General features: G+C 54.6%; 19 protein-coding genes and 5 pseudogenes. 13 read left to right on the plus strand and 11 right to left on the minus strand.

What is annotated here, in order from left to right:
* Positions 1-18: 18 nt before the first annotated feature.
* Positions 19-534, minus strand: coding sequence for a hypothetical protein (locus ACFQT0_RS17905; protein ID WP_380206179.1), 516 nt, complete (start codon positions 532-534; stop codon positions 19-21).
* Between ACFQT0_RS17905 and ACFQT0_RS17910 the strand changes: the two genes are divergently transcribed.
* Positions 529-1,107, plus strand: coding sequence for a hypothetical protein (locus ACFQT0_RS17910; protein ID WP_380206180.1), 579 nt, complete (start codon positions 529-531; stop codon positions 1,105-1,107). The genes ACFQT0_RS17905 and ACFQT0_RS17910 overlap by 6 nt on opposite strands.
* A 102-nt stretch (positions 1,108-1,209) precedes the next feature.
* Here ACFQT0_RS17910 and ACFQT0_RS17915 read toward each other — a convergent pair.
* Positions 1,210-2,636: pseudogene (locus tag ACFQT0_RS17915) on the minus strand (site-specific DNA-methyltransferase); the annotation flags it as partial.
* Between the two features lie 114 nt (positions 2,637-2,750).
* Positions 2,751-5,871: pseudogene (locus ACFQT0_RS17920) on the minus strand (BPTD_3080 family restriction endonuclease).
* 367 nt (positions 5,872-6,238) lie between these two features.
* Between ACFQT0_RS17920 and ACFQT0_RS17925 the strand changes: the two are divergent.
* From ACFQT0_RS17925 to ACFQT0_RS17965, 9 genes and pseudogenes are all read left to right on the plus strand, one after another.
* On the plus strand, positions 6,239-7,513 hold the full coding sequence (locus ACFQT0_RS17925) for a hypothetical protein (RefSeq protein WP_380204533.1): 1,275 nt from the start codon (positions 6,239-6,241) through the stop codon (positions 7,511-7,513).
* An 89-nt stretch (positions 7,514-7,602) separates the two neighbouring features.
* Positions 7,603-10,905 (plus strand): hypothetical protein, encoded by a 3,303-nt coding sequence (locus tag ACFQT0_RS17930; protein ID WP_380204534.1) that lies wholly within the window; start codon positions 7,603-7,605, stop codon positions 10,903-10,905.
* Between the two features lie 299 nt (positions 10,906-11,204).
* A complete protein-coding gene (locus ACFQT0_RS17935) occupies positions 11,205-11,978 on the plus strand; it encodes a hypothetical protein (protein ID WP_380204535.1) in 774 nt (257 codons plus the stop codon).
* 309 nt (positions 11,979-12,287) lie between these two features.
* Positions 12,288-12,506 carry a hypothetical protein gene (locus tag ACFQT0_RS17940; RefSeq protein WP_380204536.1) on the plus strand — a complete coding sequence of 73 codons (219 nt, stop codon included), beginning with the start codon at positions 12,288-12,290 and terminating at the stop codon, positions 12,504-12,506.
* Positions 12,507-12,563: 57 nt separating this feature from the next.
* Positions 12,564-13,436 carry an exonuclease domain-containing protein gene (locus ACFQT0_RS17945; RefSeq protein ID WP_380204537.1) on the plus strand — a complete coding sequence of 291 codons (873 nt, stop codon included), beginning with the start codon at positions 12,564-12,566 and terminating at the stop codon, positions 13,434-13,436.
* On the plus strand, positions 13,379-15,163 hold the full coding sequence (locus ACFQT0_RS17950) for an ATP-dependent DNA helicase (protein WP_380206070.1): 1,785 nt from the start codon (positions 13,379-13,381) through the stop codon (positions 15,161-15,163). Before ACFQT0_RS17945 ends, ACFQT0_RS17950 begins: the two co-directional genes overlap by 58 nt.
* Positions 15,164-15,776: 613 nt before the next feature.
* Positions 15,777-16,193, plus strand: a complete 417-nt coding sequence (locus ACFQT0_RS17955; protein ID WP_380204538.1) for a LexA family protein — start codon at positions 15,777-15,779, stop codon at positions 16,191-16,193.
* A gap of 30 nt (positions 16,194-16,223) precedes the next feature.
* Positions 16,224-17,253: pseudogene (locus tag ACFQT0_RS17960) on the plus strand (Y-family DNA polymerase); the annotation flags it as partial.
* A 96-nt stretch (positions 17,254-17,349) separates the two neighbouring features.
* A complete protein-coding gene (locus ACFQT0_RS17965) occupies positions 17,350-17,517 on the plus strand; it encodes a DUF4113 domain-containing protein (protein WP_380206071.1) in 168 nt (55 codons plus the stop codon).
* A 581-nt stretch (positions 17,518-18,098) separates the two neighbouring features.
* On the opposite strand, the gene ACFQT0_RS17970 is transcribed toward ACFQT0_RS17965, so the two are convergent.
* Both ACFQT0_RS17970 and ACFQT0_RS17975 read right to left on the minus strand, forming a co-directional pair.
* Positions 18,099-19,148, minus strand: coding sequence for a hypothetical protein (locus ACFQT0_RS17970; RefSeq protein ID WP_380204539.1), 1,050 nt, complete (start codon positions 19,146-19,148; stop codon positions 18,099-18,101).
* Positions 19,145-19,756 (minus strand): hypothetical protein, encoded by a 612-nt coding sequence (locus tag ACFQT0_RS17975; RefSeq protein ID WP_380204540.1) that lies wholly within the window; start codon positions 19,754-19,756, stop codon positions 19,145-19,147. Before ACFQT0_RS17975 ends, ACFQT0_RS17970 begins: the two co-directional genes overlap by 4 nt.
* Before the next feature lie 828 nt (positions 19,757-20,584).
* On the opposite strand from ACFQT0_RS17975, the gene ACFQT0_RS17980 reads away from it, so the two are divergent.
* From ACFQT0_RS17980 to ACFQT0_RS17990, 3 genes and pseudogenes are all read left to right on the plus strand, one after another.
* Positions 20,585-21,499 (plus strand): AAA family ATPase, encoded by a 915-nt coding sequence (locus ACFQT0_RS17980; protein ID WP_380204542.1) that lies wholly within the window; start codon positions 20,585-20,587, stop codon positions 21,497-21,499.
* Positions 21,397-22,005 (plus strand): annotated as a pseudogene (locus ACFQT0_RS17985) (DUF3871 family protein); the annotation flags it as partial. The gene ACFQT0_RS17980 and the pseudogene ACFQT0_RS17985, both read left to right, overlap by 103 nt.
* On the plus strand, positions 21,977-22,507 hold the full coding sequence (locus tag ACFQT0_RS17990; protein ID WP_380204543.1) for a DUF3871 family protein: 531 nt from the start codon (positions 21,977-21,979) through the stop codon (positions 22,505-22,507). The pseudogene ACFQT0_RS17985 and the gene ACFQT0_RS17990, both read left to right, overlap by 29 nt.
* 516 nt (positions 22,508-23,023) lie before the next feature.
* Here ACFQT0_RS17990 and ACFQT0_RS17995 read toward each other — a convergent pair.
* The 6 genes and pseudogenes from ACFQT0_RS17995 to ACFQT0_RS18020 form a co-directional block, all read right to left on the minus strand.
* Complete coding sequence (locus ACFQT0_RS17995) at positions 23,024-23,479, minus strand: hypothetical protein (protein ID WP_380204544.1); 456 nt, start codon at positions 23,477-23,479, stop codon at positions 23,024-23,026.
* A gap of 250 nt (positions 23,480-23,729) precedes the next feature.
* Positions 23,730-24,065, minus strand: a complete 336-nt coding sequence (locus tag ACFQT0_RS18000; RefSeq protein WP_380204545.1) for a helix-turn-helix domain-containing protein — start codon at positions 24,063-24,065, stop codon at positions 23,730-23,732.
* Positions 24,066-24,220: 155 nt separating this feature from the next.
* Complete coding sequence (locus ACFQT0_RS18005; RefSeq protein WP_380204546.1) at positions 24,221-24,982, minus strand: hypothetical protein; 762 nt, start codon at positions 24,980-24,982, stop codon at positions 24,221-24,223.
* Between the two features lie 156 nt (positions 24,983-25,138).
* Positions 25,139-25,621, minus strand: coding sequence for a site-specific integrase (locus tag ACFQT0_RS18010; protein WP_380204547.1), 483 nt, complete (start codon positions 25,619-25,621; stop codon positions 25,139-25,141).
* Positions 25,622-25,817: 196 nt separating this feature from the next.
* Positions 25,818-26,054, minus strand: a pseudogene (locus tag ACFQT0_RS18015) (phage integrase SAM-like domain-containing protein); the annotation flags it as partial.
* Complete coding sequence (locus tag ACFQT0_RS18020; RefSeq protein WP_380204548.1) at positions 26,027-26,332, minus strand: Arm DNA-binding domain-containing protein; 306 nt, start codon at positions 26,330-26,332, stop codon at positions 26,027-26,029. The pseudogene ACFQT0_RS18015 and the gene ACFQT0_RS18020, both read right to left, overlap by 28 nt.
* Between the last annotated feature and the right edge of the window lie 140 nt (positions 26,333-26,472).

Raw genomic sequence — 26,472 nt, forward strand, 5'->3', positions numbered from 1 at the left:
AGAAGTTGAATTAAGCTTTTATATTTTCACCACGCGGGTGGACTCTTCGCCGAACTGGCTGATGACGCGGACGGCAATCTGCTGGCCGGGGCGGGTGAGCTTGATGGGACGGGAGCGGAAGCCGTAGAGCTCGTCGAAGGCTTCTTCGTCTAGCTCGATGCGTAGGGTGTGCTCGGCGCGCTTCTTGGTGCTGAGCTTGGCTAGGTCGCTGAGGCCGCGCTTCCACTTGTCGAACTCGGTCTCCTCGCCGCCGCAGAAGAATACTTGCTGGACCACGAAGTTGGAGCCGTCGTAGTCGTCGTCGACCATCCAGTAGGCGATGTCGTTGATGTTGCGGGCTTTTACCTCGTCGCGAATGGGGTCGTAAAGGTCCATGCCGCGGACTTCGATGTGGGCGCTTTGGCCGGGCTGGGGCTTGATGAGGTCTTTACCTTCCGCGTCGACGAGGGCGATGTCGGGCTCGCCGATGGTGACGAAGGAGGCAGCCTTCTTGTCGCTCTTGATGAGGCCGGCCTGCATGAGGTCGTCGTGCATGCGGACGATGTCTACGCGGAACTGGCCGAGGCTGGTGGACTGCTGGCCACCCTGCACGTCGGTATCAAACTGGAAGCCGAGGACGACGAGCCAATCGGCATCGCCGCGCTGGCGGCACTCCTTGATAGCACCGTTCAGAGCCTGACGGCTAATGGCACCGAACTTGGGACCGATGTGGAGGTAGGCTTTCCGCTCGCCACCTTCGGCTACGTAGAAGCCTTCAGCGTGCAGGTAGCCCTCAGAGGAGATGGCCTCAACGCGGCGGAAGGTAGCGCGCTCAGTGGCATCGCCGTTCTTGATACCAGCGGAACGGAGGTGGTCGAAAATACGCTCCTCGAACTGGTCGTCTGGGTCTGTAGCGGCAGAGCTACTGTTCGCAGCAGATGGGGCTACAGGGTCAAGACCCTGAAGAGTTTCGACAGTAAAAGGACCTGCAACACGCACTTTTTCTTTGTCAAGCTCAGGCTGGTCGTAAAGGGTTTCCTCTTCGGCAGGCTCACCAGTTGCGATACTTCTGAGTGTAATATGCGGAACCTTCTTATAAAAAAAGCCCTGACGGATGTCATTGTCTGAGACTCTTTTGTATGCCGGAAAAACGGCAGTCATTATGCGAGTCTTAGCAATATTGAGAGCAATACGAGAGGTATCAATCGTAATCCAGCGCCGGCCCCATTGTTCGGCAACATAGGCGGAAGTGCCGCTGCCACAGGTAGGGTCTAGAATCAAGTCGCCAGGGTCTGAAGTCATCAAAATACATCTTTTGATAGCTTCAGTTGCAGTCTGAACATTATAGACTTTAGAATCACTTCTACTCTGTATACCACCAATATCTGTCCATACGTTGGCAAGTAGAATAGCAGGAAAATCATCAATGAATCTCACATAACCCAAACTATTTTTCAGAGCTTGGATACGCTTTCCTTTAATCAAATTAGCAATACCTTGCTCATTAGTTTTCCACCTACTCCGCTCATTTGGCAAGAAGCTTTTACCATTAATTTCAACAGGAAACCAACAGGCTGCGCCCTCTCCTTTTTGTCTTCCTTCACTTTGGCTTAACAAATTGTCTAGCCTGTAAATTTTTGAACCGCTTGGCAATAAAGTAGAATCCTGTTTCTCTTCACGTTTGAGAGCCCTCCGCTCACCATTTGGCAATTCTACTTGGTCATATTTATCTGACCCTGCTTCACCAAACGATTTTGTCTTATACAAAGGCCTGTACTTTATTGCCGATTTATTTTTAGCATACCAAATGATGTAATCGCTGTTCCTGCTAGAAGAACAACTGTTTGACTTGACGTTTTTGTGAAAGTGATTTGACTTACAAAATTTTCGCTTCCAAAAACCTCATCCATTAAATTCCTCACTAGATGTACATTTTCATCAGAAATTTGAACAAAGCAAGAACCACTCTCAGTGAGTAATTCTTTAGCGAGTAGAAGTCGCTCTCGTAAGTAGGTAAGGTAACTATGTATACCTAGTTCCCATGTATCGCGAAATGCCTTAATTTGCTCTGGCTCTCCGCTAAGACCTTCATCGTTGCCGTCTTTTACATCTCGATTATTAAGACGGATTTGCCAGTTCGAGCCGTATTTGATGCCATAAGGCGGGTCGAAATAAAGGCACTGTACACTACCAGCCATGCCCTCGCGCTCGAGCAGGGAAGCCATAACCAACTCAGAGTCACCCTGTATTAAGCGGTTGGTCCAGCCATCGGGCGGGTGCTGGTAATATTCACTCGTTTTGCTTAGCTCATCACGCTCCAGGGCATTGCCAAAAAGGTCATTGAGAGACATCTGACCCGAAGCGGGTGCCGCAGTGCGATAGAGCCCTTTGATAAGGTTCTCGGGCACAATGTGCTCGTGGCGGTAGAGAGAGCGGATATCAATGGAAAGACGCTCCTGCAGGCCATCCTTACCGTACTTATTGAGCCAAAACAACTCCGGGTCCTGGCCCCGGGTTGTGACTGGATTAAGCGGTAGGTCGGTCTGCTGCTTATCCTTGACCTTGGCGTTACCTCGCTCGTAGCCGGCCTCCTCCTGGGAAGGGATGTGGGCACGGGTGTCGGAATGAGTGGTGGAGCGGATGTATGAATCGGACATGATGGTAGGGCCTTATTCTCGGGTCCCTCTCCGCAGAGAGGATATGCCTGCCAACTCGCGGCGGCTAGGTGGCGCGGGCTGGCAGCGGGAAGCTTAATGAAAGAGATGGGTTGGCTAGAGGGAGATGCTGACGGAATCGACAATGCCAGCGTACTCAAATTCCAACTCGTCGAGGGTGGCGCGCAACTGCTGGCGGATGCCGCGGATGTCATTGGCCACCTCGGCGAAGTGCCAGGGGTCGAGCCCAAGCTGGGCAGCCACGCTGTTGACAGCAGGAAGCCAGCGCTCCTGCACATACCAGCGCTTGTCGTTCTTGGCTTCGGCGCTGCCGCTAATCTCGAGCACAATGTTGACGCGCTGGCCATTGGGGAAGCGGCAGCGAACAATGAAGTCGGGAAAGTAGAGGCGCTGCTTGCCCTTGCTGACGTAGGGGATGCTGAAGCCCATGAAGTCGTTTTTGACGTAGGCCTCGACCTCGGTCATGGCTTCGAGGCCCTCTAGCTCCTTGGCGGCAATGCCCTCCCAGTCGCTGTCCATCACCACGTAGTTGACGTGGCTCTTGGTGGTGGGGTACACGTCGCGGCTAGTGGCGCCACGCACCCCGGCAGTGGAGCCTACGGCATCGTTGTAGCGCGAGAAGACTGGACGAATCTGGTCGGTGCTACGGGGGTCGACGCGGATGCCGCGGCTGATGTGCTCTAGCACGGCCACGTCGTCGTAGAACAGCAGCATGCCCGGGAAGGCGCCGCCGCGGCAGGTGACGCGGGTGCGCAGCCACTCTCCTACTGCCTCGCGCACGGGGCCGAACCAATAGGTGCGCGGCTTGCCCTCGGAGTCCGCGAGGTAGCCGGCCAGCAGCAGGCGGGTGTAGTAGTACTCTAGCTGCTGCAGCCGGACGCTGCGGACGCTGTCGAGGTTGAGCTCCTGCTGCGTCTCGGTAAAGGCCGAGCTCATGCGGGTACGGGTGGGCAGGCGGTCGCCTTCGACCACGAAGGGAGTGACGTTGGAGAAGTCGGTATTTAGCACGTCGCCGCCGGTCTCGAGGCGGTAGCCCTGCACCATGGGGAAGCGAATCTCAAGCTCGGCCTGGCGCTCGGGCAGCGCGCGCACCTGGGTGAGCGGCTTGGGCGGCTCGGGCGGGGTGATGGCACCTTTGCGGAAGAGCTTGAAGGGCACACCGATGATGTGGGCGTACTCGGGCGGAAACTTGTACTCGACGATGCGGCGCTTGTCCTTGGTGGGCTGGCCCTCCTTGTCGTAGCCGACCAGGTTATAGGACTGGCGGCGCAGGGCCCGGCCGGCTACCTGCTCGCAGAGCAGGCTGGGAGCCGAAAGCGCGCAGGCCCATGATGTGGGTGACGGTGTTGGCATCCCAACCCTCGGTGAGCATGCTCACGCTCACTACACAGCGCACGTGGGAGCCCATGGCACCGGTCTTCCCGACGGTGTTTACCACTTCACGGAGCAGGTCGGCATCCGTGAGATTCTCGACTGAGCGGCCGGGGTGCATGATGCGGTAGTCCTGCTTGAAGCGCTCAATCTCGGGGCCGAAAACCCGCTTGAACTGCTCGTCGACCTGGTCGGAGCTATCGAGGGCACTGGAGTCAATGATGAGCGTGGGCGGCTTCTGACGGGGTAGGCGGGTGACGCGGTCGAAATTGGTGAGCAGCTCAAACTGGCCCGGCTCGATGAAGGACTCCCCTTCCGCTGTGGTGTTCTCGTAGCCGGCGATGTATTTGAACACCTCGGAGGAGACGTTGGTGTTGTTGCAGACCAGGATGAGCACGGGGGCGTGGAGAAGAGGCCGCCCAGGCGGTGGAACTCCTTCTCGTAGTGCTCATAGAACTGGTGCAGGGCTGTCTTGACCAGTGTGGGTAGCTCGGGCTTGCCTTCTAGCTTCTGGGTGCGGGCACCGCGGCGCGGCAGCTCATCTTTGACATGGGCGTAGATATCGCGCAGCTTGGCCTCGTGCAGCTCCTGGGTGTCGTCGGACTCGGGTAAGTAGGGAATCTTGACCAGGCCGCTCTCGATGGCCTCGATGAGGCCGAAGTCGGAGCAGACCCACCCGAAGAGGCTGTAGGGCGGGTAGCCAGAGCCGCTGAGGTAATAGGGCGTGGCGGAGAGGTCGTAGACCTGCTGGAGCTTGAAGCGTCGGCCAATCTCGACGAGGCCGTTGTACCAGACCGCAGCCCGCTCATTCTCTTCCTTGATGTCGGTGCCGTCTTCGGACTTGGTGGTCTTCGACTTGGGGAGGTAGCAGTGGTGGGCCTCGTCGTTAAGCACTAAGAGGCGGCTACCGGCGCGGAAGCCGCTGAGCAGGCGACGGATGACCTGGCCGAAGTCCTCCTTGGCTTCGACCTTCTTACCGGTGACGGAGTCTTTCTTGCCGTCGAACGGGCTGCGCTTGTTCCCCTGCAGCCTGCTTGGGCTCGAAGGCGTGGTAGTTGGTGAGAACCAGGCGAGCGTTGAGGCCCGCTAGGCGCTGGTGCAGGTGAGGCGGCACCAGGCCGCGCTGGCGGTAGTAGTCCTTGGCGTCGGTGGCGTTGTGGGCCTGGGTGTCGACGTAGAGCACACCGAGGCGGTCGCGGATGGTGACGCCGGGGGTGACGAAAAGGAAGTAATCGGCGAAGCGAGTGTCTTGGCGGTACTCCTGACGGTTGAAGTAGTGGTAGAGCGTGAGCATGGCCATGACGACCGTCTTACCGGTACCGGTGGCCATCTTGAAGGCCAGGCGGGGCAGGTTGAAGTCGGGGTCATTGCTCACCTGCCAGGCGGCGGCTAGCTCAGCCAGCAGGCTGGTGCCGCGGTTCTCGGCACGGCTGGGGGCTACCTCGTTGAGCCAGACAGCAGTCTCGAGGGCCTCGCGCTGGGCAAAGAATAGACGCTGGGTAACGAGGCGCTCGGGGTTCTCAAACCAGAAGGTAAGCAACTCGCGGGTGACACGGGTGGTGTGGGGGTAGCCGTCGAGGCGCCACTGGCCGACCTCCTTGCGGAGGCGGTTGATGAGGTGGTCCTGAGTGGCGGGAAGGTCGGAGACGTCGTAAAGCTCCTTCTGCCGGCCGACCTTCTTAGGCAGAATCTGGGCGTCGGCGGTATAGGGCCGACGGCCGGCTTTTATTACGCTGTAGTCGAGGCTGCCGTCAGGCGCCATCTGGTAGGCTTTGCGCGGCTCGTCGTAGGGGTTATTGAGGATGGGATTATCGACAGGTGCGGTAGATATAGAGTCGATAGACATGGACGCAGAAAAGGTGGTAGAAAAGGGCGTGAAAGGTAGTGGTTTGGAATCCACACAGCAAGGATGAACAGACGAGGTAATAATATTTTTGACCTTGCATCTCTTCTAATAGCTCATTATCTGCCAATTGACTAATAGAGCACTTTAAGAATATTAGTCAGCAATTTGGAGGCAATGATAATGCCATAGCTTAGACGCCGCCTACGGCTAAGGCAGTCAAATATTGCAGTGATAACATGCTTTGACGGCTCCCTCCGGTCGTGGCAATCGACTGCCTTTTTCGGATTAGCACTTTGCCTACTCACGGCACAAGAACCGAATTTCTTAACACGCTTTTGCCCCTACCTCTACCCTATTAACTGCAGCTATGCTTACCGGCATTATCACTAAAGTACATGCCGACCGGAGCGGCTTTCTTAGAGGACAAAATGGCGCACATTACCGGTTTTACGCCGACGGACTATGGGGATTTGAGCAAGTGCCACCCCAAGCAGGTACTGAAGTGGCATTTGAGCTGAATGCTAATCAAAGCGTAGCTAAGGGTATTCGCCAATATTCTAAACAAAGTGTTGCAGCCGTACCTCCCCTCCGCTGGCTACCTGCGCTGGTTACCGCACGTGGGGTCGTGACAACCCGCTTTGCACCGACCGTCTACCTGACTATTGCCCAAACAACGGCCAGCAGGGCTGCCGTGAATACGCCGCTCCTGGTACGGATAAATAACCGCTCTTTGCAATCGGGTGCTCCTGAAGCCTTGGAAGTGCAAATTGTGAAAGGAGAGCGGGCGACTTTGTTAGCTCAGGCCTTACAGTGTGCACCTGAAGAAGCTTTAGGAAAGCAAAAGGAGATAGAGGCCGAGATAAGGGACTTAGGGAAAATAGAGCAAGAACCACAAAGCCTGCACCTAATAAGCCTCTTACAGCTTCGAAACGCCTACACTAGAACCGGATTTGCGAGAATGATAGAAGCGACACCCGAATGGGTGAAAGCGATGCGAAGCTATGGATACGAAGGCTGCTTAACGCTCTCCTGCTTGCTAGAAGAGCTGACTCTGGACGGGGCCTTTGACCCTAGCGGCTTATCCGTCGAAATATTACAACAGTATGTGCCGTTACGGCTGGAGAAAATTGCTCCAATATCCACGGCAGGGGCTAGCCAGGAAATCCTGAAGCTCTACCGATTAAGTGTACAGAAGGGAGCCGCCATCTTTACTGCTGATTTTTTGAGCCAGCTACGCATCGTAAAGCCATACGATGTTGATTTATGGCTGGAGGGGTTGGCAGTGCAGGCCCCTTTACCATCCGACTTAGTGGAAATGCTCTTGAGCCGGCTTACAAAAGCTAACCAGCTAAGCATTCAGCAACTTTTGCGTCGGTGCAAGCAGGAAGGAAATGTGCTAGAAATCTGCCAGGGAACATTGACCCGAGCTCCGCAAGAGAAGCTACGTGACATGTTTCCAATCTTATATGCGGCACTTGAGGCTTCGCAGCGCATCCAGCTATTGGAAAGTATACAGCACCGTGTAACCAATGGCCAGGCTCGTTGGCTGGTGGGAGCAAAATATTGTATCCGACATTCCAGCGGCTCACGTGGCTTCTCGGCTGGTTCACTATGGCTCATCTTATTACGAGAGTCACCTTGAAAGATATTGCGTCCTCGTGGGCGCTGTGGATGCCTTGGTAGAAGAGGTAGAAAAAGCATTACGCTCGGGAAGCAGCCCTACCCCTGTTTTTGAGCCTGCTGCGGTATCTGAATGGCAAAAGGAAAAAGGCAGCTACTTCGCGACCATGGGGGTACAACCAGTACTCACAGCAGCCCTACCATAGCAATACCTACCATAGATGGGCAAGAACTGCGGTTGAAAAGCTAAGGGAGCTCAGTATTTACCTACCGGCCGAAAAACAAGTGCGCTGGTGGCTCGAGGGCGTGGGCGTAGAACCTGACACTTCCGTCTTGCAGGTGCAACTGCCTAAAATGACAGATAAGACCCTGGAAAAAGTATGGCAGGAAATCTCGCTACCGAACTTACCCGCTATAGTGAGCAGCCTTCGAAGCTGGCTAGAGCAGGAACTGCCACTAAGCTGGACATCAACTGCCTTAAGGCAATTACAAAACCGCCACGGGGACTTCGTTGAGGCGGCTAGAAGGCTGCTACAGGAATCTGTGATTTCACAATTGCCGGCGGCAGAGCAGCTTGTTTTTTGGGAGCAAGCACTTACAGGCCAACCAACAGATGAGCTTTTAAGAGAACAGTTAACTTTCGGCTTACCGGAAACGGCTATACGTGTTATCAAAAAACTGGCGACGGGTTCCCTGCCGACCATTCTACCGGCAGTATTTGGACGCTTGGCCGCTGAATCTGCATTAGCTGAACAAGCACTGAAACGGCTGGCTGATGACCAACACCTCGAGCCTGCCGCTCGGCGGTTGAAAGCTGACCTACTTGAACAGCTAGTACCTTCTCTTTCCAGGGACCAGTCTATAGCATGGTGGTTAGCTGATTTGCTGCCGCCACCCGCGTTGGACTTATTGGTTGAGGAAATAGGCTCTTCAACCCGGGAACGGCAGTGGAGGCTATTGAGCAAATGTCCACCCACCCTTTTGCAGGAATACTGTCAGGTATTGCATCAGGGTAGCAAAGGAGATGATAACCGGACCGCACTTATCAGGGACTGCGCCGTCCTGCTATCAAAATTGCTCGGCGAGCATGAGGAGTTCAGAGAGACTTTGAGCACATTGCTAGCCCTGGTAGACTCAAAACAGCAGCTCCGCTGGTGGCTGGACGGCGCGGCCATAGAAATTGAATGGCAGGTTATTGAGCTTGGCCTGACGCAGAGCGACGTGCAACAGGCAGTCGCCATAAGGGCCACACAAAGGCACTTGCAAGAGCTAGTGGAGTTTCTGCCAAATATCCCTTCCACCCTCTTGCCCCAGCTTGTGGATGTACTAGCCAGCCCTTCAATGGTAGGACATCTTCCTGCGGCTAAACAGGTGGCGGGCATTGTAGCACTTGCAAGGGTATTATGTCAACGGTACACACATGACCTGCGGCAGCTAATGAGTTGGCTGCCTCGCCTGTTACAACGTTGCGAATCCTTTGATTTAAACCATGCTTATCGCAGCTATCAGCTAGAAGCGAGCGAGGAGCGCACGAGCGTTGAAGAGGCCGTTGCTTATTATATCGCGCCTAACTTAACAGGTGCTGAACTGCTGCAGCTCTGGGAGGCTAAGCTTCTCGGCTACTTTCCGCTTGTTCCACTGGAAGAAATCGCTCGGATGGCTATGAGTGACACTTCCCTGAGCCTCCAGCGCTTGGCAGTGGCAACCCACATACCATATTCAGTGATCATAGCCTGGCGAAGGATGGCCACGCTGCCTGGAAGCTCACAGAAACAATTCCAGGAAATGACCCGTGCGTGTGCAGAATCCTGGAACCACCGTGAGTTGCTGCAAGGAATCAACTCTTGGCTAAGCGAAAGACTGACCCATAAGGAACTAGAATGGCTATGGATGTATGGCCACCCACTGGCCCCTCCGAAAGACTGGAGTGACTTCGAGATGGAAGACCGGATTGCCACAGCTATCCTGTACGAGCGCGAGCCACTGCTGCCAGAGCTGCCCAAGGATTTTGCACCCAATGAGGACGAGATTTGGGAGTGGTTGGCTTTGCAGTACTGGGAGGAGGAAAGTCAACCTCAGGCTGCTTTCGTATTTGGCTTAATAAAGGAGTATTATGGGCTAAAAACCGACTGGGTTACAGCCTGGGAAGCGCTCGAAGATGAGCTATTGCTGCGCTGTATTGCCGTGGTAAAGGTGCGCCTGTGGCTTACCTGCCCCGAAATCAATCGAAAGAGAACGTTCAACTACTACGCTTTTAGACGCGGGTTTGGCCGTCTGCGCGCAGCAGAGCAGCGCAGCTTTCTGTCTACGGCACATGCCTACATGAAATTAAGCTTAACAAAGGCGTTGCATTCGAAGCGTCGCCGTCAGTTGAGCAATGAGAACGGGGTCAGCGTGTATCGGGCATCCTTGGCGCACTGCTTCTGTCCGCAAGATGGGTATCTAGAAATAGAACTGGCTGATAAGCTGCATACACAGCCATTTGCCTACCCTGAGGCGAAAGTTGAGTGGAACGAGAAACTCTTGCTCGAGCCTTGGGCTGGATGCCCAATTTTGGCCTACGTTGATGTGCAAAGCCGAGAACTGCTGCAAATTAAAGGCCTGGAGGCCGCTTTGATTCGCCATCCTCCGAACCAAGGTCCACTTGTGGTTTTCACGCCACCAGAGGGAAAGGGAAGATCCAACGGTAATCCTGTATCATATCCGCAAGATGAAGTGCTGCATGATGAGCTAACTGAGTACCTAACTAAGCTGGCAGACGGTGTTCGGCAAGAAGCAGTAGTTATTGAAGAAGCGCGCGTTAAGCGAGAGTATAAACCAAGGGATGCCTTTGGGGAAGCCGAAGAAGCTCCGGACATTGGCCACGATGATATAGAAGATTTAGAAGGGGCATTACTTCAACCCCGGCAAACGGTGCTATATCCAATTGTCCTACAAGAAGAAATAGTCTTTGTATGGGCTAGTCGGTTTGCTAACTCCAACCAAGCCACCTATCTGTTTCGGGCGCCAGCACTTGAGCAGCGCCAGGCACTGGAAAGACTAACTACGGTGCTTCAGCTTGTAGGCAGAATCCGGTCAGCGCTGTTGGCACCCGGGCGGGTTTCACATCGGCTGCGCCGCCATCTTGGATATGTCTGTAACATCCGGGGAAGACGGGGCCATGCCCAGGCTTTCGAGCAATGGCAGGCCCGCCTCGACAAAGCACTGGAAGACGGTCCATCCTTTCAACACCCCTATGACTCGGCCAGCGACTGGCAGATGAGCGAGCTGGAGGTAGGCCAGCGGGTACAGGAGGATACTCCAGATGTCGGCCCTCCAGCGCCCACCAGACCAGAAGTGGTGCGGCGGGCGAGCCAACTGCTGGAACAGCTCCGGCTACTAAACCAAACATTTTTGTCACAATACGCTACTTAGCACAGCCCCTACCCCATGTTATCAGATAACACCAATACTGTAAATGCTACTGCTGAAGAGGTATTCGCCGACCTGGAGCAAGAGTTGAAGCGGCTAAATTCGGCGGTAAGTCACCTTACGCTCTCAGAGCAGGCCGCTACTAAAGCTATCGAAGCAGCCGAGCGAGTATTGCAGCAGCAAAGCGTCCTAAGCCAACAGCTAACCAACTACGTGGAGAAGCTGCCCCAGCCAGGCTTAGCGACCGAGACGGCAGCACAACTGCAGAGATTGAATGCGGCAGTGAGCACCAGAGCCAGCAGTTGGAAGAAGTCCAGCAACTGCTGCGGACGGAAACAACTAGTCCCCTGCCGAGCGACTCAGATGGGCACGACCCATTCGTAGACCTAACAACTGCGCTAGCAGAGGGGCAGGAACGCATGAGCAAGACGCTCGAGGAGGTGGGACAACTGGTGCAGAAAGGCATTACCTATTACCCATCGCAGCAGCTGGCGACATTCCTTCAAGAGGCAATGGAACCCTTTGCGCCGGTAGCTGAGATGCAGCCGACGCTGGCTCGCAATCAGCAATTGCTGAAGGAGATACAGCTACTATTGCAGGGCCACCATGCTAGCAATGCCCCCGACTACCAAGCTATAACAAAAAGTGTGCAAGGGTTGACAGGCAGCCTGAAACCGGAATTTGGACAGCTTGCTAACCAGACATCTGAAGTCCAGAAGACGCTGCAGGCAGTTCAACTCCAATTAAAGGGCTTGCGCCCTACTGATGCCCCTGACTCCAAAGCAATAGTAGAAAGTGTACAAGGACTAGCTAGTAGTCTTAAACCAGAGTTCGGGCAACTGGCAAAGCAATCTGCTGAAGTCCAGAATATGCTCGTCGTTATTAAATCTCAGATCCTTAAGCCTTCTCTTGTGGAACAAAAGGTGGATGGTCTTGACGAGATGGTAAGGGCTCTCAATAAGTGGTCCGTGGAACATGAAGAAGCATACAATCGGCATAACACATTGACCTTATTAACTTTGCTTATATCAATAGGCACAATGATAGGACTGGCCGTGCACTTTTTGCGAGGCTAACTATGCGGCATGAACCTAACTTTTACTCCTTTCTCTCCTACTCGGACGTCTATTATCATGCAGCAGGACTTATTTCCTCCGAACCCAACACTGCGGCGCACACAGTTGGGTCATAGCAGCATTCACTACAAGCAGGCCAACTCGATTCTATCAGCGGCCACGGGCTTCATGAATGGCTATGACTTCACCCTGGATCGCAATACTGGATGCTGCATTAGCTGCTCGTACTGCTACGCGGCATTTTCAGCCGGTGACAATGCCTAGCAAGAGTAGTAAGGCCATTAGGTGAAGGAGAACACCCTGGCGCTGATGCAAAAGCTGCGCAGGAAGCCCATGCTGAGCAAGGCGATGTACATAAGCAGCGTGAGGGACCTCAGCGCCATGTGGGATGGGCATTACCTAGTGCAGACATTGCCGATAGTAGGCTCGAAGCTGGAGTTGGTAGCACTAAACGATGAGAAGCTCGAGTCCTACAATATTCTGAATCAGAAGATTTTGGGTGATGGCTGTGCGGGCCTGCGGGCATAAGTCTTTAGAAAAGATGCTGTGAAGGCAGCTATAATCTGGTAATTATTAACGTTTCCTATGTACTTGATTTTTGACACGGAGACAACAGGATTGCCTGCAAACTTTAACGCTCCGTTTACAGATAGTGCCAATTGGCCGCGGCTGGTGGAATTGGCGTGGGGAGTATTTGGCGAAGACGGGAAGCAGCAAAGTGAAGGTCAGTTGCTTGTAAGGCCGCAGGGGTTTGACATACCAACTGAGGCTACACGGGTACATGGCATTACCACAGAGCAGGCAACTGCGCAGGGGGTGAGTCTTAGCGAGGCATTGGGGCAGCTAGTAGCTGCAACTGGTGGCTGTCAGTATGTGGTTGCGCACAACCTGGAATATGACCTGGCGATTGTAGGTGCCGAGCTACACAGACTGGCGCGGCCAAGCTTTGCGGAAGGACTCAATCAAGTCTGCACGATGCGAACGGGCACAGGCATTGGGAAAGGACCAGGTAGAAGCAAGCCACCTAAACTACATGAGTTGCATGAAGCCCTCTTTGATGAGACGCCGATAGGAGCTCACCGGCCTGGTGCCGACGTAGCGGCCTGCGCCAGGTGCCTGTTTGCATTGCTGGAGCGGGGCGTGCCTCTTAAGGCTCCGAATGGGCCCGTGCAGCCGGTATCTCAACGGCCTAAGCCCACAATGCCTAAGCTGGACCTGGATAACCGAGAATTTCAGCTGGCGCTGAATTTGATTGAGAACACCACACGAAGCGTATTCCTAACAGGTAAAGCAGGTACTGGTAAATCAACGTTTCTGCGGCATATCGTGGCCCATACACGCAAGAAGGCCATTGTGGTAGCTCCAACAGGCGTGGCGGCGCTGAACGCGGGGGCACTACGATACATAGTATGTTTCGCTTGCCTTTTGGTATTATGCAGCCCGAGGACAACCGGGTAAAATACTTTGGTCCAACTCAGAACGGCGAATTTGTCAACGAAGACAAATACAAGCTACTTCAGGCCGTTGAATTGATTATCATTGACGAAGTCTCAATGGTGCGGGCAGATATCTTGGATGCCATCGACTACACTTTGCGGCGAAATAGCGGTAGCAGTCGCCGCCGTGAGCCGTTTGGGGGCAAGCAAGTGCTGCTAGTCGGCGACGCTTATCAGTTGCCACCGGTGCTGACACCTGCTGACAGGCAGCTATACGAGCGGAATTATCAGACCCGGTACTTTTTTGGAGCGAAAGCGTTTACCAAATTTCCCCTGATTACAGTTGAGCTACGCAAAGCCTACCGCCAGCAGGACCCGGAATTCATCAGGCTACTGGACCAGATACGAACCAATCAGGCAGACAGCAGCGACCTAGGAAAGCTGAATGGGCGGTCCATAAATGACCAAAATGCAGCAGGGCGAAAAATTACCCTTAGCACTCGTAATGTAGATGCGGAAGATTACAATGCAAATGAGCTATCCAAACTCACAGTTCCGTTGGTAAAGTACACCGGCGTGGTGACGGGTGAATTTGCGGAAAGCGACTTTCCCACGGCTCGGGAGCTAGTATTGAAAGAGGGCGCACAGGTAATGTTCGTGCATAATGACCGTAGCGGCCGATGGGTAAACGGTTCCATCGGGCGGGTAGTCAAGCTGGATAAGAAGATAGCGAAAGTCGAGATTGAAGATGGCGCTACTCATACCGTAGAGGCCGTTACATGGGACAAATTCGCGTATGGACTAGATGAGACCACAGGCCATATAATGAGCAGCATAATTGGCACTTTTACGCAGCTGCCACTAAAGCTGGCCTGGGCGCTTACGGTGCATAAAAGTCAGGGCCTGACGTTTGATGCCGTTGAAATCAATGCGCCAACTGGCTTTTTTGACTCCGGGCAGTTGTATGTGGCGTTGAGCCGGTGCCGCTCGCTTGAGGGCTTAAACATTCGTACACCAGTGCGGGCACGAGATGTCATGGTAAGCAGTGAAGTAGTAGAGCTATACCGGACAGCTAATGATGAGCAACAGGTAGCTTCGGCCCTAGCGGAAGCGCGGCCTAATATGCTTTATCAGCAAAGCCTAAAACTGTTTGACAAGGGAGACTTATCTGGAGCTGCTGCTGCGCTATGTGAAGCTTTGGACTTACGCAATGACTCAAAGAAGCCTGTGTTTGAGCGAATGCTCCGTCACAAGCTATATAGCCTCATCCAAGCCAAGAAGCAGGTAGCCGATTTGACAACTGCTTTAACGGAATCAAATGCAAGTATCGAGCAACTTCAGATAGAGCACACACAAAAAGAGGCTAAGAGCATGACTGCTTTGAAAAGGCTTCATGAGGAATATAACATATTATACTCAGCAAATCGCAAGCTTGAAAACGAGTTTGAAAATGCATCAACTTCATGGTCATTTGAACACGGAAACTTTTTAACAGAAGTTTCTGGCTTAGAAAACCACGCGAATAAGCTACGACAGCAATTAACTAATTTGAGCACTACGCTAGAGTTAGTTAATAACAACAACAAGGCATTAAATAGCAAGTTAAACGCATCTGATTCAACGACTAGAGGCTTGCAATCACAAATAGAAGCTTTGCAAATTGAAAATATGCAGCTAAAAGAACAGCTTAAACAAGAGCGAGAAGCTAATTCACCTTGGTGGAAAAAGCTCAAAAAATCTTTTGATTGATTCCAAATATTATACGCGGTACTATCCTATTACGGTTATTATTTATTTTTCATATTTGCCCATCTTATTAGTCATTTAACTCAACGGGCTGGTCCATTGCTTAGACATGAGGCTAACGTGTGCGCTCTGCTGTCAGGTCCGAGAAGGTTCCGCGGCGCATGGAACATGCGACAATGACCTCGTCGATGGCGCCGTTGCGTTGCTTGGCAACGTCGAAGAGCACCGTGTCAGCGGTGGCGGTACCATCCACGTACTCGGCGACGTTGCAGTATTCGCCGGGCTAATAGGAAGATGATTAAGTCAGCATCCTACTCCGAGCTACCGGCTTCGCGCAGGTCGGAAATCGATGGGTACTTCCCTCCTTTCGGATTAGAAAGGAAATGGAAGCAGGTGTATGAAAATAACGAGCATGCGGGGTTAGCAAAGGAAGGACTCCGCACAAGTGAACAAGACGGCTGCCCACCCCAATTTCGCATCCGAAAATGAGATGGTTATGCCACCGGGCTGCATTTATCGCAGCCTATTTTCATTATTCACTAATATTATTAGCGATTCATCTACTAACTTTATTAGCATAAATGTCGTTACTTGCGTCCCACATATCTCGTAGGACATGGATACTATCGACATTTTACAAATCGCCCGCGAGCCGGTCTGGCTCATTGAGTGCGAAACCCCAATCCCGGCTGGCTTCCCCAGTCCGGCCGAAGACGAACGCGGCGAGCGCATTGACTTGAACAGAATCCTGCTGCCCCACCCCACCCACACCTACCTGGCGCGGGTAAACGGCACGAGCATGGACGGGCCGCCTTCCCATATCCCGGACGGCGCCTTGCTGGCCATTGACTGCGCGCTCAAGCCCCAGGCCGGGCAGGTGATCGTGGCCGCGGTCGACGGGGAGTTTACCGTCAAGCGCCTCGAAAAACGCGGGGCTACCTACTGGCTGGTCCCGGACAACCCGGCCCATACCCCCATCGAAGTGCGGGGCAAGGACCACGTGAAGGTGTGGGGGTGGTCACCCACGTCGTGACCGAACTAATCAACGGCAAACTGCACGAACATGTACGCGCTCGTCGATTGCAATAACTTCTACGTGAGCTGCGAGCGCGCCTTTCAGCCCCGGCTCGAAGGAAAGCCCGTGGTGGTGCTCAGCAACAACGACGGCTGCATCGTCTCCCGCTCGGCTGAAGCCAAGGCCTTGGGCATTGCCATGGGCGAGCCTATTCAAAGTCAAGCCCCTCGTGGAGCAGCACGGCATCCATGCCCTCTCCTCCAATTACGCCCTTTACGGCGACATGAGCGGGCGGGTGATGGGCTACTTGGCCTCCCAGGCGCCCGAGCTGGAAGTCTACTCCATCGACGAAGCTTTCTTGAGCTTGCACGGCATGGAGCGCTACCACGGCTCCTTGGACGCGTACGCCCGCGACATCCGCACGGAAGTCAAACGGCGCACCCACATTCCCACCTGCATCGGGCTGGCTCCAACCAAGACTCTGGCCAAGTTGGCCAACCGCGTCGCCAAGAAAGACCCTGGCTTGGGAGGAGTGCTGCTGCTCGACTCGCCCGAACGCCGGCAGTGGGCCCTGGAACGGGTGCCGGTGGAGGATGTCTGGGGCATTGGTCGGCAATATGCCACCAAGCTGCACGGCATGGGCATCACCACGGCCGCGGGCTTAGCCCGGTGCTCAGAAGCCGTGGCGCGCAAGTACCTGGGTGGTGTGGTCGGCGCGCGATTAGTGCGCGAGCTTCAGGGGTATCCTTGTCACCAACTCGCACCGAGCGAAGACGGCACCCTGGCCCGGCAGAGCATCGCCTGCACCCGCACCTTCGGCAAGCCCCTGGCACAGTTTGAGGACGTACTCGGGGCCGTGGCCGCGTTTGCGTCGCGGGCGGCGGAAAAGCTTCGCCGGCAAGAATCAGCGGCAAGCGTCCTTACGGTTTTTCTCAGTCAGAACCGCTTCGGCAATACCCCGCCCCCGCACACGCGCTCGGCCCAAGTCACCCTGCCCGGCGCCACGAGCGATACCGCGGAGCTCGTACGGGTTGCCCGTGCACTACTGGGCCGGTTGTGGAAGCCGGGTTTGGTTTACGTCAAAGCCGGGGTCATTCTCGACGGTTTTGAAAAAGGCGGTAAGGAGCAACTAAGCCTGTTTGCGCCAGACGGCGGTGAGCGAGCGGCACGTCTGATGCAGAAGCTCGACGCACTCAATGCCCGTTACGGCAAGGAAAGTGTGCAACTCGCTACCGCTTTGGGGGGACAACACGGCAAACAAGCAGCACCCTGGAAAGGCCGGCAGCAGCAGCGCTCGCCGGCCTACACCACCTGCTGGGAGGAATTGTGGCAAGTGGGGTAGGTAGTTTGGGTAGTAAGCCATCCCCTAGCCATGAAGTTGCCTTACTGGGCAATAAAAAACGATCCATGATCCAAAGGTTTTGCTGCAATGGACGCACTGACGTGCCGGGCAACGCCATTTAGACAAACGAACGGGATTCCAACTGCAGCCCCCAAGACGCCGCAAAGATCTCCTACTCTTATCGCGGGCAGTTCGGCAAAGCCTACCAGTTCGAATGATTGGAACCGAACACCAGCAACCTGTTTGCCCGGGCAGTAGTGCTGCACGTGCACGGCTGCTTATCGACTGAGCCCCAGGCGCTCATCTGCCTGAGCGCAGCTTGCCCACCGTGAACCCAGCCTTTTTGGTGACCCTTGCCGGATACATCGACCGCAGCCCAAAACCCATTCTGCTGTACATCGAGTAGGCCCGGGACGCCCGGGGAGTCGGTTGCGACCACCTCATGTCAAATTCGGGAGTGGCTCCTAGCCTCTGCCCATGGGGTTGGCCTACAACGAGAAACCTAGCTTTCGCAAGCGATTGGCGCAGTAGAGGTGCCCAAGTTCTCACAACCGAGACAAGGGCAGCCTCGAGTCCCATCTTCAGGGCTCGTCATTGTAGGGTACCTCATAGCGCCCGTAGAAGGAAGGGTTGAACCTGGTCGACATCTTGCCGTAGCTGGCCTCGGCTTCCAACAGCGGCGGAATCAGCTTGTAGTTGGCGTAGGCAAGTGGCGTTTCGGACTTCTGCACCGCGTCCACGCTGTCCTGAAAGATGGATTGCGCGAAGCTCAACACCCCGTCGAGTTCGTCTCCGGCTGATTTCACTTCGGCCTTGATGCCGGGGGCAAGCCCGGTGATTCGAGTGAACTCGTCCTGCATCACTTCTTCGATTTCCGGTGCGAAATCGGGCGTGGTCAGAACGCAATCGTGAACGGCCAGGAGTACGGCACCGGGTACTTTTTCGTTCATGGTCTTCGTGACCCGGTGCAACAAGATTCGGCTCTCGAGCCGTTGCAACAAGACAGGCAAGAGCTTGGCCTCGAGGCTATGAACGCCGCGAATCACGCCGGCCTCGACCGGGTACAGAGCTGCGAAGGCTTTGAACCGGTCATCGCCGTACTTGTAGCTGCCATGCTCGAAAAACAACCACATGACCTGCTTTTTCATGGCCTCGGCCGATTCGACGCTGAAACCCCTAGCTCGAAATTCGTCGGTCAGCAAGCCGTAGATGCCGGCTCCCCAGGAAATCTTCAAAAATCGGGTGCGGCCAACTACCTGTTCCTCAGTCAGATTCTCGAGTCCTGGAAACATAGTGGACATGAGTACCGGAGCCGGGAGCCGGGCCAGTGGGGTGGCCCCTGGATCGGTGGGTGGCGTCGGTGGCCGGGAGCCAGCGCGTTTGGCTTGACCTTCGGACACGAGCGATTTCCATCCCAGGCGATTTGTCACGCTCGAGCTGAAGAAGCTCTTCTTCAGCAGGATGGTGAACAGGTAGGGCTGGGACGAGCGGATGTCCAGCGACACCAAGTACCGCCCCCGGTACTGAATGAACGACCGCAATTCCCGTTTCATGCTCGTCAAAACTGAGTGCAGCCGTTCGTCGCGGCCTCGGTTCGAAAGCCGGTACTCGCCTTTGTCGAAAGCCTTCACCGAGCCGATTTGGTAGCTGAGTCGGAGCGCGACACGGCCGGCGACGGCTGCCTTGATCTCGGGCGCCAGCGGCGAGCCTGGCAATCATCGCTTGGATTTTGACATGGGCCAGGCTCGATGAAGTTGTGGGCCTGCTCGACGTTGATGGTGAGCTCGGGGCTGTCGAACCACTTGGTGAGGTGGGTGAGCGAAGCCAGCGAATCCTGATTTGCCTTTTCCTGCTCCACTAGGTGCTTTTGGTACCGGGTCCGAACCTGTCCGGCCAATTCTCTGGGAATTGACACGCTCATGTCCATGGCCCGCGACAGCCGAAACCCCCTGCTACGCACGCCGGCCTGGTAGCCGTCTGGAGCTTCCTCGACAGCGCCCACTTCTTTGAGCCTGTCCAGCACAACCTTGTATTGGTCGCCACAAATGGATTTGAGCAGCTTGGCTGAAAGGCGATGAAAGCCCTTCGCTTCGATTTTCTCCAGGTGGTAGGGGCTTAACTTGTGGCGTGAAAGCGCGTGAAGCACGAAGTAGGCCGTGTTTTTCAGGGCTTCGCGAGCCGCGGGCGCCAAGCCCGTGGTGGGAAAAACCTGTTCGAAGTGGAAGCTTTCGGGAACCATGACGGTAGCCTTCGTTGCTGGCTCTGGTACGGTGCGTTGGGCCTTTCGCTTCTGGGTCATGCAGCTGAGATTTCAAGCCAAGGTAGGGACGATTCAACCCGGGCCCGAGGTGTCTGAACGACATGAAAATTCCCGACCTTGGCCGCTGCATGGATTTTTGGCGCTTGGCAGCTACGATGGCTGGCTTCCTGCCTTCGTGGTCCCAGAAGAGCAGCACGTTGAGCTGTTGGTAGGAGACGTGCACCATGTGGGCGGTGACGACCATCAGGCGCACGCAGACTCAGAAAATGAATTCCATGGCAGGAAGGTCGGGAAAAAGCGCGCACGCGAGCGTGGGCACTCATCACAAGCAGGCCTTTCTTCGGGTTTCAGAAACCCTGCTGGGTACGTCGCTCCTCTAGTACTTAGATCGCTACGACGACATTTTGCTGCTCGGCTTGGCCCGCTTGATGGCCTGGCTTGCGCGTTCCCATCTCCTCCCATGGGAGCACATTGCGCTCTGGCTTCAACAGGTCGGGACGCTGCCACTGGCTAGACGAAAGCCTTGATTCGCGCCTCCATCCTCCCACTCCAACGCGAAAAAATTGGAAATTTTTCAGCGGTTTGTACGCACGAGCGCGGGAACCAAGACAGGAATGCCCCCCGGGCCTCAAAGCGAAACGGCGCCACCCCCGCCTCGAGGAGAGAACAGACCAACATCCCGGGCAGGCCAGCCTACATCTCACCAGTTTAAACCCATCAGATGCATCCATGAATATCCATCAATCATCTCGCACTCGGTGCCGAATCCGGCTCCTGCTCCAAGGCCCGAGCGGGTCGGGAAAAACGATGAGCGCCCTGCTCATTGCCAGTGGCCTGACGGCCGGCAACTGGCCCAGCATTGTCGTCATCGATACCGAAAACGGCTCGGGCCATCTCTACGCCGAGTTGGGCCCCTACGGCGTGCTCACGCTCACGCCGCCCTACACCCCGGAGCGCTACATCGAGGCCATGCAGGCCTGCGAAGCGGCGGGCGCGGAAGTCATCATCCTCGACTCGCTGAGCCACGAGTGGGAAAACCTGCTCGACTTCCACGCCAACCTGCCCGGCAACTCGTTCGCGGCCTGGGCCAAGGTGACCCCACGGCATACCGCGCTCATCAACCGGATTCTCTCCTCCTCGTCGCACGTCATCGCGACGGTCCGAGCCAAGACCGAGTACGTGCTGGCCGACAAGAACGGCAAGCAAGTACCTGAGAAAGTGGGCATGAAAGCCATCCAGCGCGACGGCCTCGACTACGAATTCGACCTGGTGTTCGAGCTCGATCGCGCCCATCACGCGACCGCCACAAAAGACCGGACCCGACTCTTTGCCGGCCAACTCCCTTTCCGACCATGTTCAGCGACGGGCGAGGCCCTGCTGAACTGGTGCGACGCCGGCGCCGAGCCGCCCCTCCCACCGGCCCCTTCGGCCAGCCAGACCCTCGTTTCCGAATGCGAAACCTTGGCCGCTTTGGCCGGGCTCTACCACACGCTCACGCCCGAGCCTGCAGGCCGCGCTCAAACCGGACTTCCAGCTGCGCAAGCACCAGTTGCTTACGATTCCACTTGCCCAATTCTCATCATCCCAACCCCAATCACAACACCATGGAAACCTCCCTCATGCGGCTTAGCGCCGAGCCGCTTCACACGAACCACGTGCAAATTGTTCGAGACCGAGAGGCTGACCCGCAAGAGTCAGCCTCTTTCGTTTTCGAAGAAGTAGCGCCGTCCACATCGCGGGCGTTCATCGAAGCGAACACGCTTGTCGTCGGATTCTCAGAACTCCGGCACGAGCACATCATCCCCGTTTTCGTACGCGACAATGAGCCCCTAATTTCGCAAGCAGACTTCATCGAGGTCACGGCCGAGGCTGTGCGCGAGGTCTTCCGGGGTGAACAGATTCTCAACCCACAGATTCGCGTGTCGCATCCCATTAAGGGCCGCATCCCAGAGGCGAAGGACAAGCCGGCTGCACAACTCCATGAATGGGAGAAAACACTGCGCTACGACAGGCTCATGTTTGCGATTGAAGTCCCGACCCTCTTCGAGAATGTCGGCGGCAACACTCTGACCCTTGTCGTGGGCGGGGTGAAAGCCTACAACCTGGACAATATTTTGAACCGCAAGGGAAGTCCCGAGCACTTCAAGATTTTCGTGGGTTTCCAGAATCTCGTGTGTACGAATCTGTGTATCAGAACGGATGGCCTGCTCGGTGATTTCCGTGTCAGCAGCCTCGAACAGCTCCGCCAGGGGATACTGCAACTGCTGCGCGCCTACGACCACCACCGGCACTTGCGCCAGCCTGCAGGCGCTGACCAACTACTCGCTCACCGAGCACCAGTTCGCCCAGCTCATTGGCCGGTGTCGGATGTACCAGCACCTGCCGGCCCCGACCAAGCAGCACATTCCGGCGCTGCTCTACGGCGACCAGCAGCTGGCCAGCGTGTGCAAGGACTACTACCGCGACCAGAGCTTCTGCTGCGACGAAAACGGCGACCTGAACCTGTGGCGGCTCTACAACCTGTTCACCGGCGCGAACAAGAGCACCTACATCGACCAGTTCCTTGACCGCAGCGTCAACGCGCTAGACTTCGCTGTCCAGGTGCAGGACGCCCTCGAGGGTCGGAGCGTGAGCCTGGTACCTGAGCTAACCACCACGCAGCTAGGGGTTCCATTTGAACCAAGAGAGTGGCCGTACTCAAAAGGGTCTTTTCCAGCTGAGTATCGGTGAGATAAATACATGCCCGGAAACCAAACTAAGGGTTTCCGGGCATGTAAAACAAGGTTTTTGGCCCTGCAGTCGAGGTTGAGTGAAAAGCCTTGCGAAGGCCCAGAGGCTAGGGCTTAGTGAAGCCTCGGCATAGAACGGGCCGGGTCAAAAGCCAGTAATGAGCGACATTTGGACATGCCCATTGATTACCTCCTGGGTCAGAACGGTAATTGATCCAGTTCAACCTCGCATTTATCCCCTTCTGGATTCAAAGCCCGGACTAACTTTGGCGGAGGAACCAGCAGATTATTAAACTCCGGCCATAGTGAAAACGGAGTTGCCACGGTATCCCCAAAACCAGCAATCTGACACAACCGGAGCCCGCAGGCCAGATAGGTGTATACCTTGCCATTTGCCTCAAATGCCCCCCACCTGACCATGGACACCCCGTGAACCGGGCACTCCCAACGAGTAAGTCGGCGAAGGCACTCTGGTACGCTTGGCTTCCTTGCCGCAAGGGCTTTTCGAATGACGTGATTAATGCTCATTTTCGGAAGTGCTTTGGTCGTTCATGCTGGTTCCCGGCGAATGCGTTGCTTCGGTGTCCGGCTGCGGAAAAGAACGGCGCTGCTCACCAAAACCAGTCTCACCAGCCGACTGCTGCCCTTCGGAATAACGTTTTTTGGCCCGCTCAAAATGAGCATTAATTGCATATTCCACGAACGAGACAGGAATACCCATCCAGTGCCCCAGTTCTTCATGCGAGAAAGTAGTTCGAAGCCACTCTTCCTGCTCCCGGAACAAAGCTTCGGCATCGCTTGCCAAACAAGTAGGTCCGAGGATGATTGCCTCCCCGTAGTATTGGTAAAACCTGGGGCGAATGGCGAATTCTCCTTGTCCGGAATAGGTTATATCCACCCCCTGATCTTGACCAAAAGAAAACAGGTCAGCAATACTTGGGCCGAAAGGGCTATGATTTTCAATGGGTTCCATGTTTTTTTATAAAAGCAATGGTGGTAGTGAATGTTGCGCCGCGATGCATCGGGCGGTAATTTTTGGAATGGGCATGCCGAAACAGCACACCGTCGGGCATAGGGTGCCCTGGTCGGTCAGGACCTCGAATTTTTACTCCCATTTTGTTCGTGTTTAGCAGGAAAAAGAGGCCGCTGCAGCCCGATGCCAACGTCTCCAAGTTCCCCCTCCTTGCCTGCATCCTACTGCGGGCTGATCGCCGTCGGGAGGATTACTTAGCGAATGACTTATGCGCGTGGTGCAGCAGGAAGCGGTCAATCTCCGGACGGCTGTAGTAGATTTTGCTGCCTATCTGGCTAAAGCCCAGCAGCCCCTTGTCCCGCCAGGCCTGCAAGGTCCTTTTGCTAACCTTGAGCAGACCCTGGGCCTGTGCATTGTCAAGCCATTCAACCGTACCCAGCTTAAGCTCCTGCTCCAACATCCTTTTCATTTGGGAGAGCGTCGTGCGCTGCAACTGCTCAAATTCTTCCTTTTGCATGAAGATCATTTCCTGTGCCATGTTATTGGGGTTGTTTGCGTTTGTTTCCACAAAGGAAGCGGTCGGCATACCCGGTTTTGGGGCTTAAAAACCTTTCATGGAGAATGACATGGAGCGGACATGTAGACAAAAACCCCGAAAAAGGTCGTGCTGTAAGCGCACCGCCTTTTTCGGGGTTGTAGTTAAATTAACGGCCATTTTCTATATGTAGCCGTCGGAGTTCATTACTTCAGGAACTCATGAATGGCGCGAAGCTCTTTGGCAAGTTTTGGCCCGTTGCCCTTTATCCCAGGACTGTTCAGCCCTTCGATAGTGAAGGGCTTGCCATTTTTATCGACGAAACAAGCTGCGGTGGTGATCCATTTTTTATTAATTGGATAAGTCACACCGCGTGACTCCTGTTTCGATGGTTCCGTTAAGGCATCGATAAAAACATGTAGTTGCGATTGATTACCCAGCCATTGAACTTGTTTCTTAACCTTCTTGCCATTGAAAAGAGCCCTGAATGCCATTTTATCTTCATTGTGACTGATCATATTTAGATCTTGAAGTTCTTTCAGAAGCTGATTTAAGCAATCAATCTTCTTTTGGTGAGCATCCTCGCCTTTAATAAGAGATTTTACTATATAGGTAAAGGACTCCTTTGGGCCAGGTGCAGTAACTGTCGTCCCTGAATTTTCCGACGCTCCCGCAATGGAAGCCGTGATTGGTGCATGCGTTTCCAGAAACCGGACAAGCTCATGCAGGGCGTCTCCGACACAGTTAAAACGACTGATTATAGCATTTCTGCTTCCAATACTAATTAATATATCGAGATCACGTTTAAATCCGCGATAAGCATTTTCTTGCTCTGACAAGTTGCCGCCTCTCAATGCTTTAAACATCATCTCCTGGCTTGTCAACACTTCACCCTTAATCTCCAGACAAATAGTTTCCCTGAAATTCTGCTTTATGAGCCTCTTCGAAAAATGGCTCACCATATTCAACTGACTCCCGGTCCTTGGAATAGTGAACGATAGTGAAGAATTTATCTTCCTTCATGCTATTAAAGCGCGAGTACCTGTTTTCCAACTCATGTAGTGAAATGAGCTTTACGAAGTATAGCAGAGGAGGCGAAAGGTCTTCATTCATTTGTATGGGCATTAGTTAAACACATCCATTGCCTGATCTAGTTTTTCATTAATAATCTTGGCGTAGATCTGCGTGGTCTTAATGGAAGCGTGTCCCAGCAATTTGGATACGTACTCGATGGGCATTCCCTTCGCCAACGCTCGGGTTGCGAAAGTATGCCGGGAGCTGTGAAAACTGATCGACTTTTCAATACCGGCCCTTTTGGCAACTGATTTTAAATCTTTGTTGGCGTATGCAGTGGCCGACGAGAGGGCTCTAAATAGCGCTCTCGGATTTGAATAGTCTTTGTCCGAACGAAGCATGGGGAAGACAAAGTCGGAGGGCCTAGCCCCACTGTTGCGGTAAAATTGAAGTACCTCCTGCGCTCTGGTGGGCAGCTTGACCGAAACCACGTCGCTCGTCTTCTGCATGGTGACGCTGACGTGCGTCTTGGTGACGTTGCTCCATTTTAGTTGCAACAGGTCGGAGATGCGCAGCCCCTGCGTAAGCGGCAAAAACGAATAGATTTCGGTGGTGCCATTGCATGCTACTCTCGGTTAATGGCAGCAGCCAAAGCTCCTCCAACTCCTCCTCTGTTAGGTAAGACTTATTTGTCTTTTCCAGCTTGAGCTTGAATTTGACAAACGGGTTGCGGCCCGGAGAAACCAGGTCTTCGAGAATGGCGTCGTTGATGAGCTTGCGGAAGATCTTAAGATTGGAGTGGATGGTATTGACCGAGTTTTTCAGCTCATCCCGCAAGTACGTCTCGTACTGCTTCAGGAAGCTCACGGTAACCTCGTCAAACAACAGGTCGCTGGTTCCCAGGAAAACCTTGAGCTTGGAATAAACGGCTGACGCCTTATCCAGCGAGCCCATCTTGCCCTTCTTCTCGAGCGTGGCCAGATGCCGGGCGAAGTACTTTAGGAAGCTCTCCGAAGACTGGCCCATGATGGCCTGCTTGATTTGCACGGGGAAACAAACTTCGACTCCGTCTGTAGCGCCAGGGCCACGCCCGAGGCCTCGGCCACTTTCTGCGCAATAAAGGCGTTTGTCCGCTCGATGTTGGGATGCGGCTTCTTTACCCGACCTTGGTCACTGTCCCAGTTTTGCGGCTTGACGTGCACGCCAATGGAAACGTACTTCGGCTTCCGGTCCTTGGTGATGCGCAGGTACACCGGGGCCTCGCCGGCCTTGTTCATCTTCTCCAGTTTCAGGAGGACTTTCACACTTGCTGCCATGATGCCGTACTGGGGTTTTACTCGCGGCCCAAAGATAACTTTTTGACCGAATAGGTAAAACAATAGGTAAAACAAATGCCACATTTTAGTGCTATTTCCCGCACCGATACGCCCCTTGCAGCCCCCTT

This window comes from Hymenobacter humi (assembly GCF_042665855.1).
Classification (GTDB): domain Bacteria; phylum Bacteroidota; class Bacteroidia; order Cytophagales; family Hymenobacteraceae; genus Hymenobacter; species Hymenobacter humi.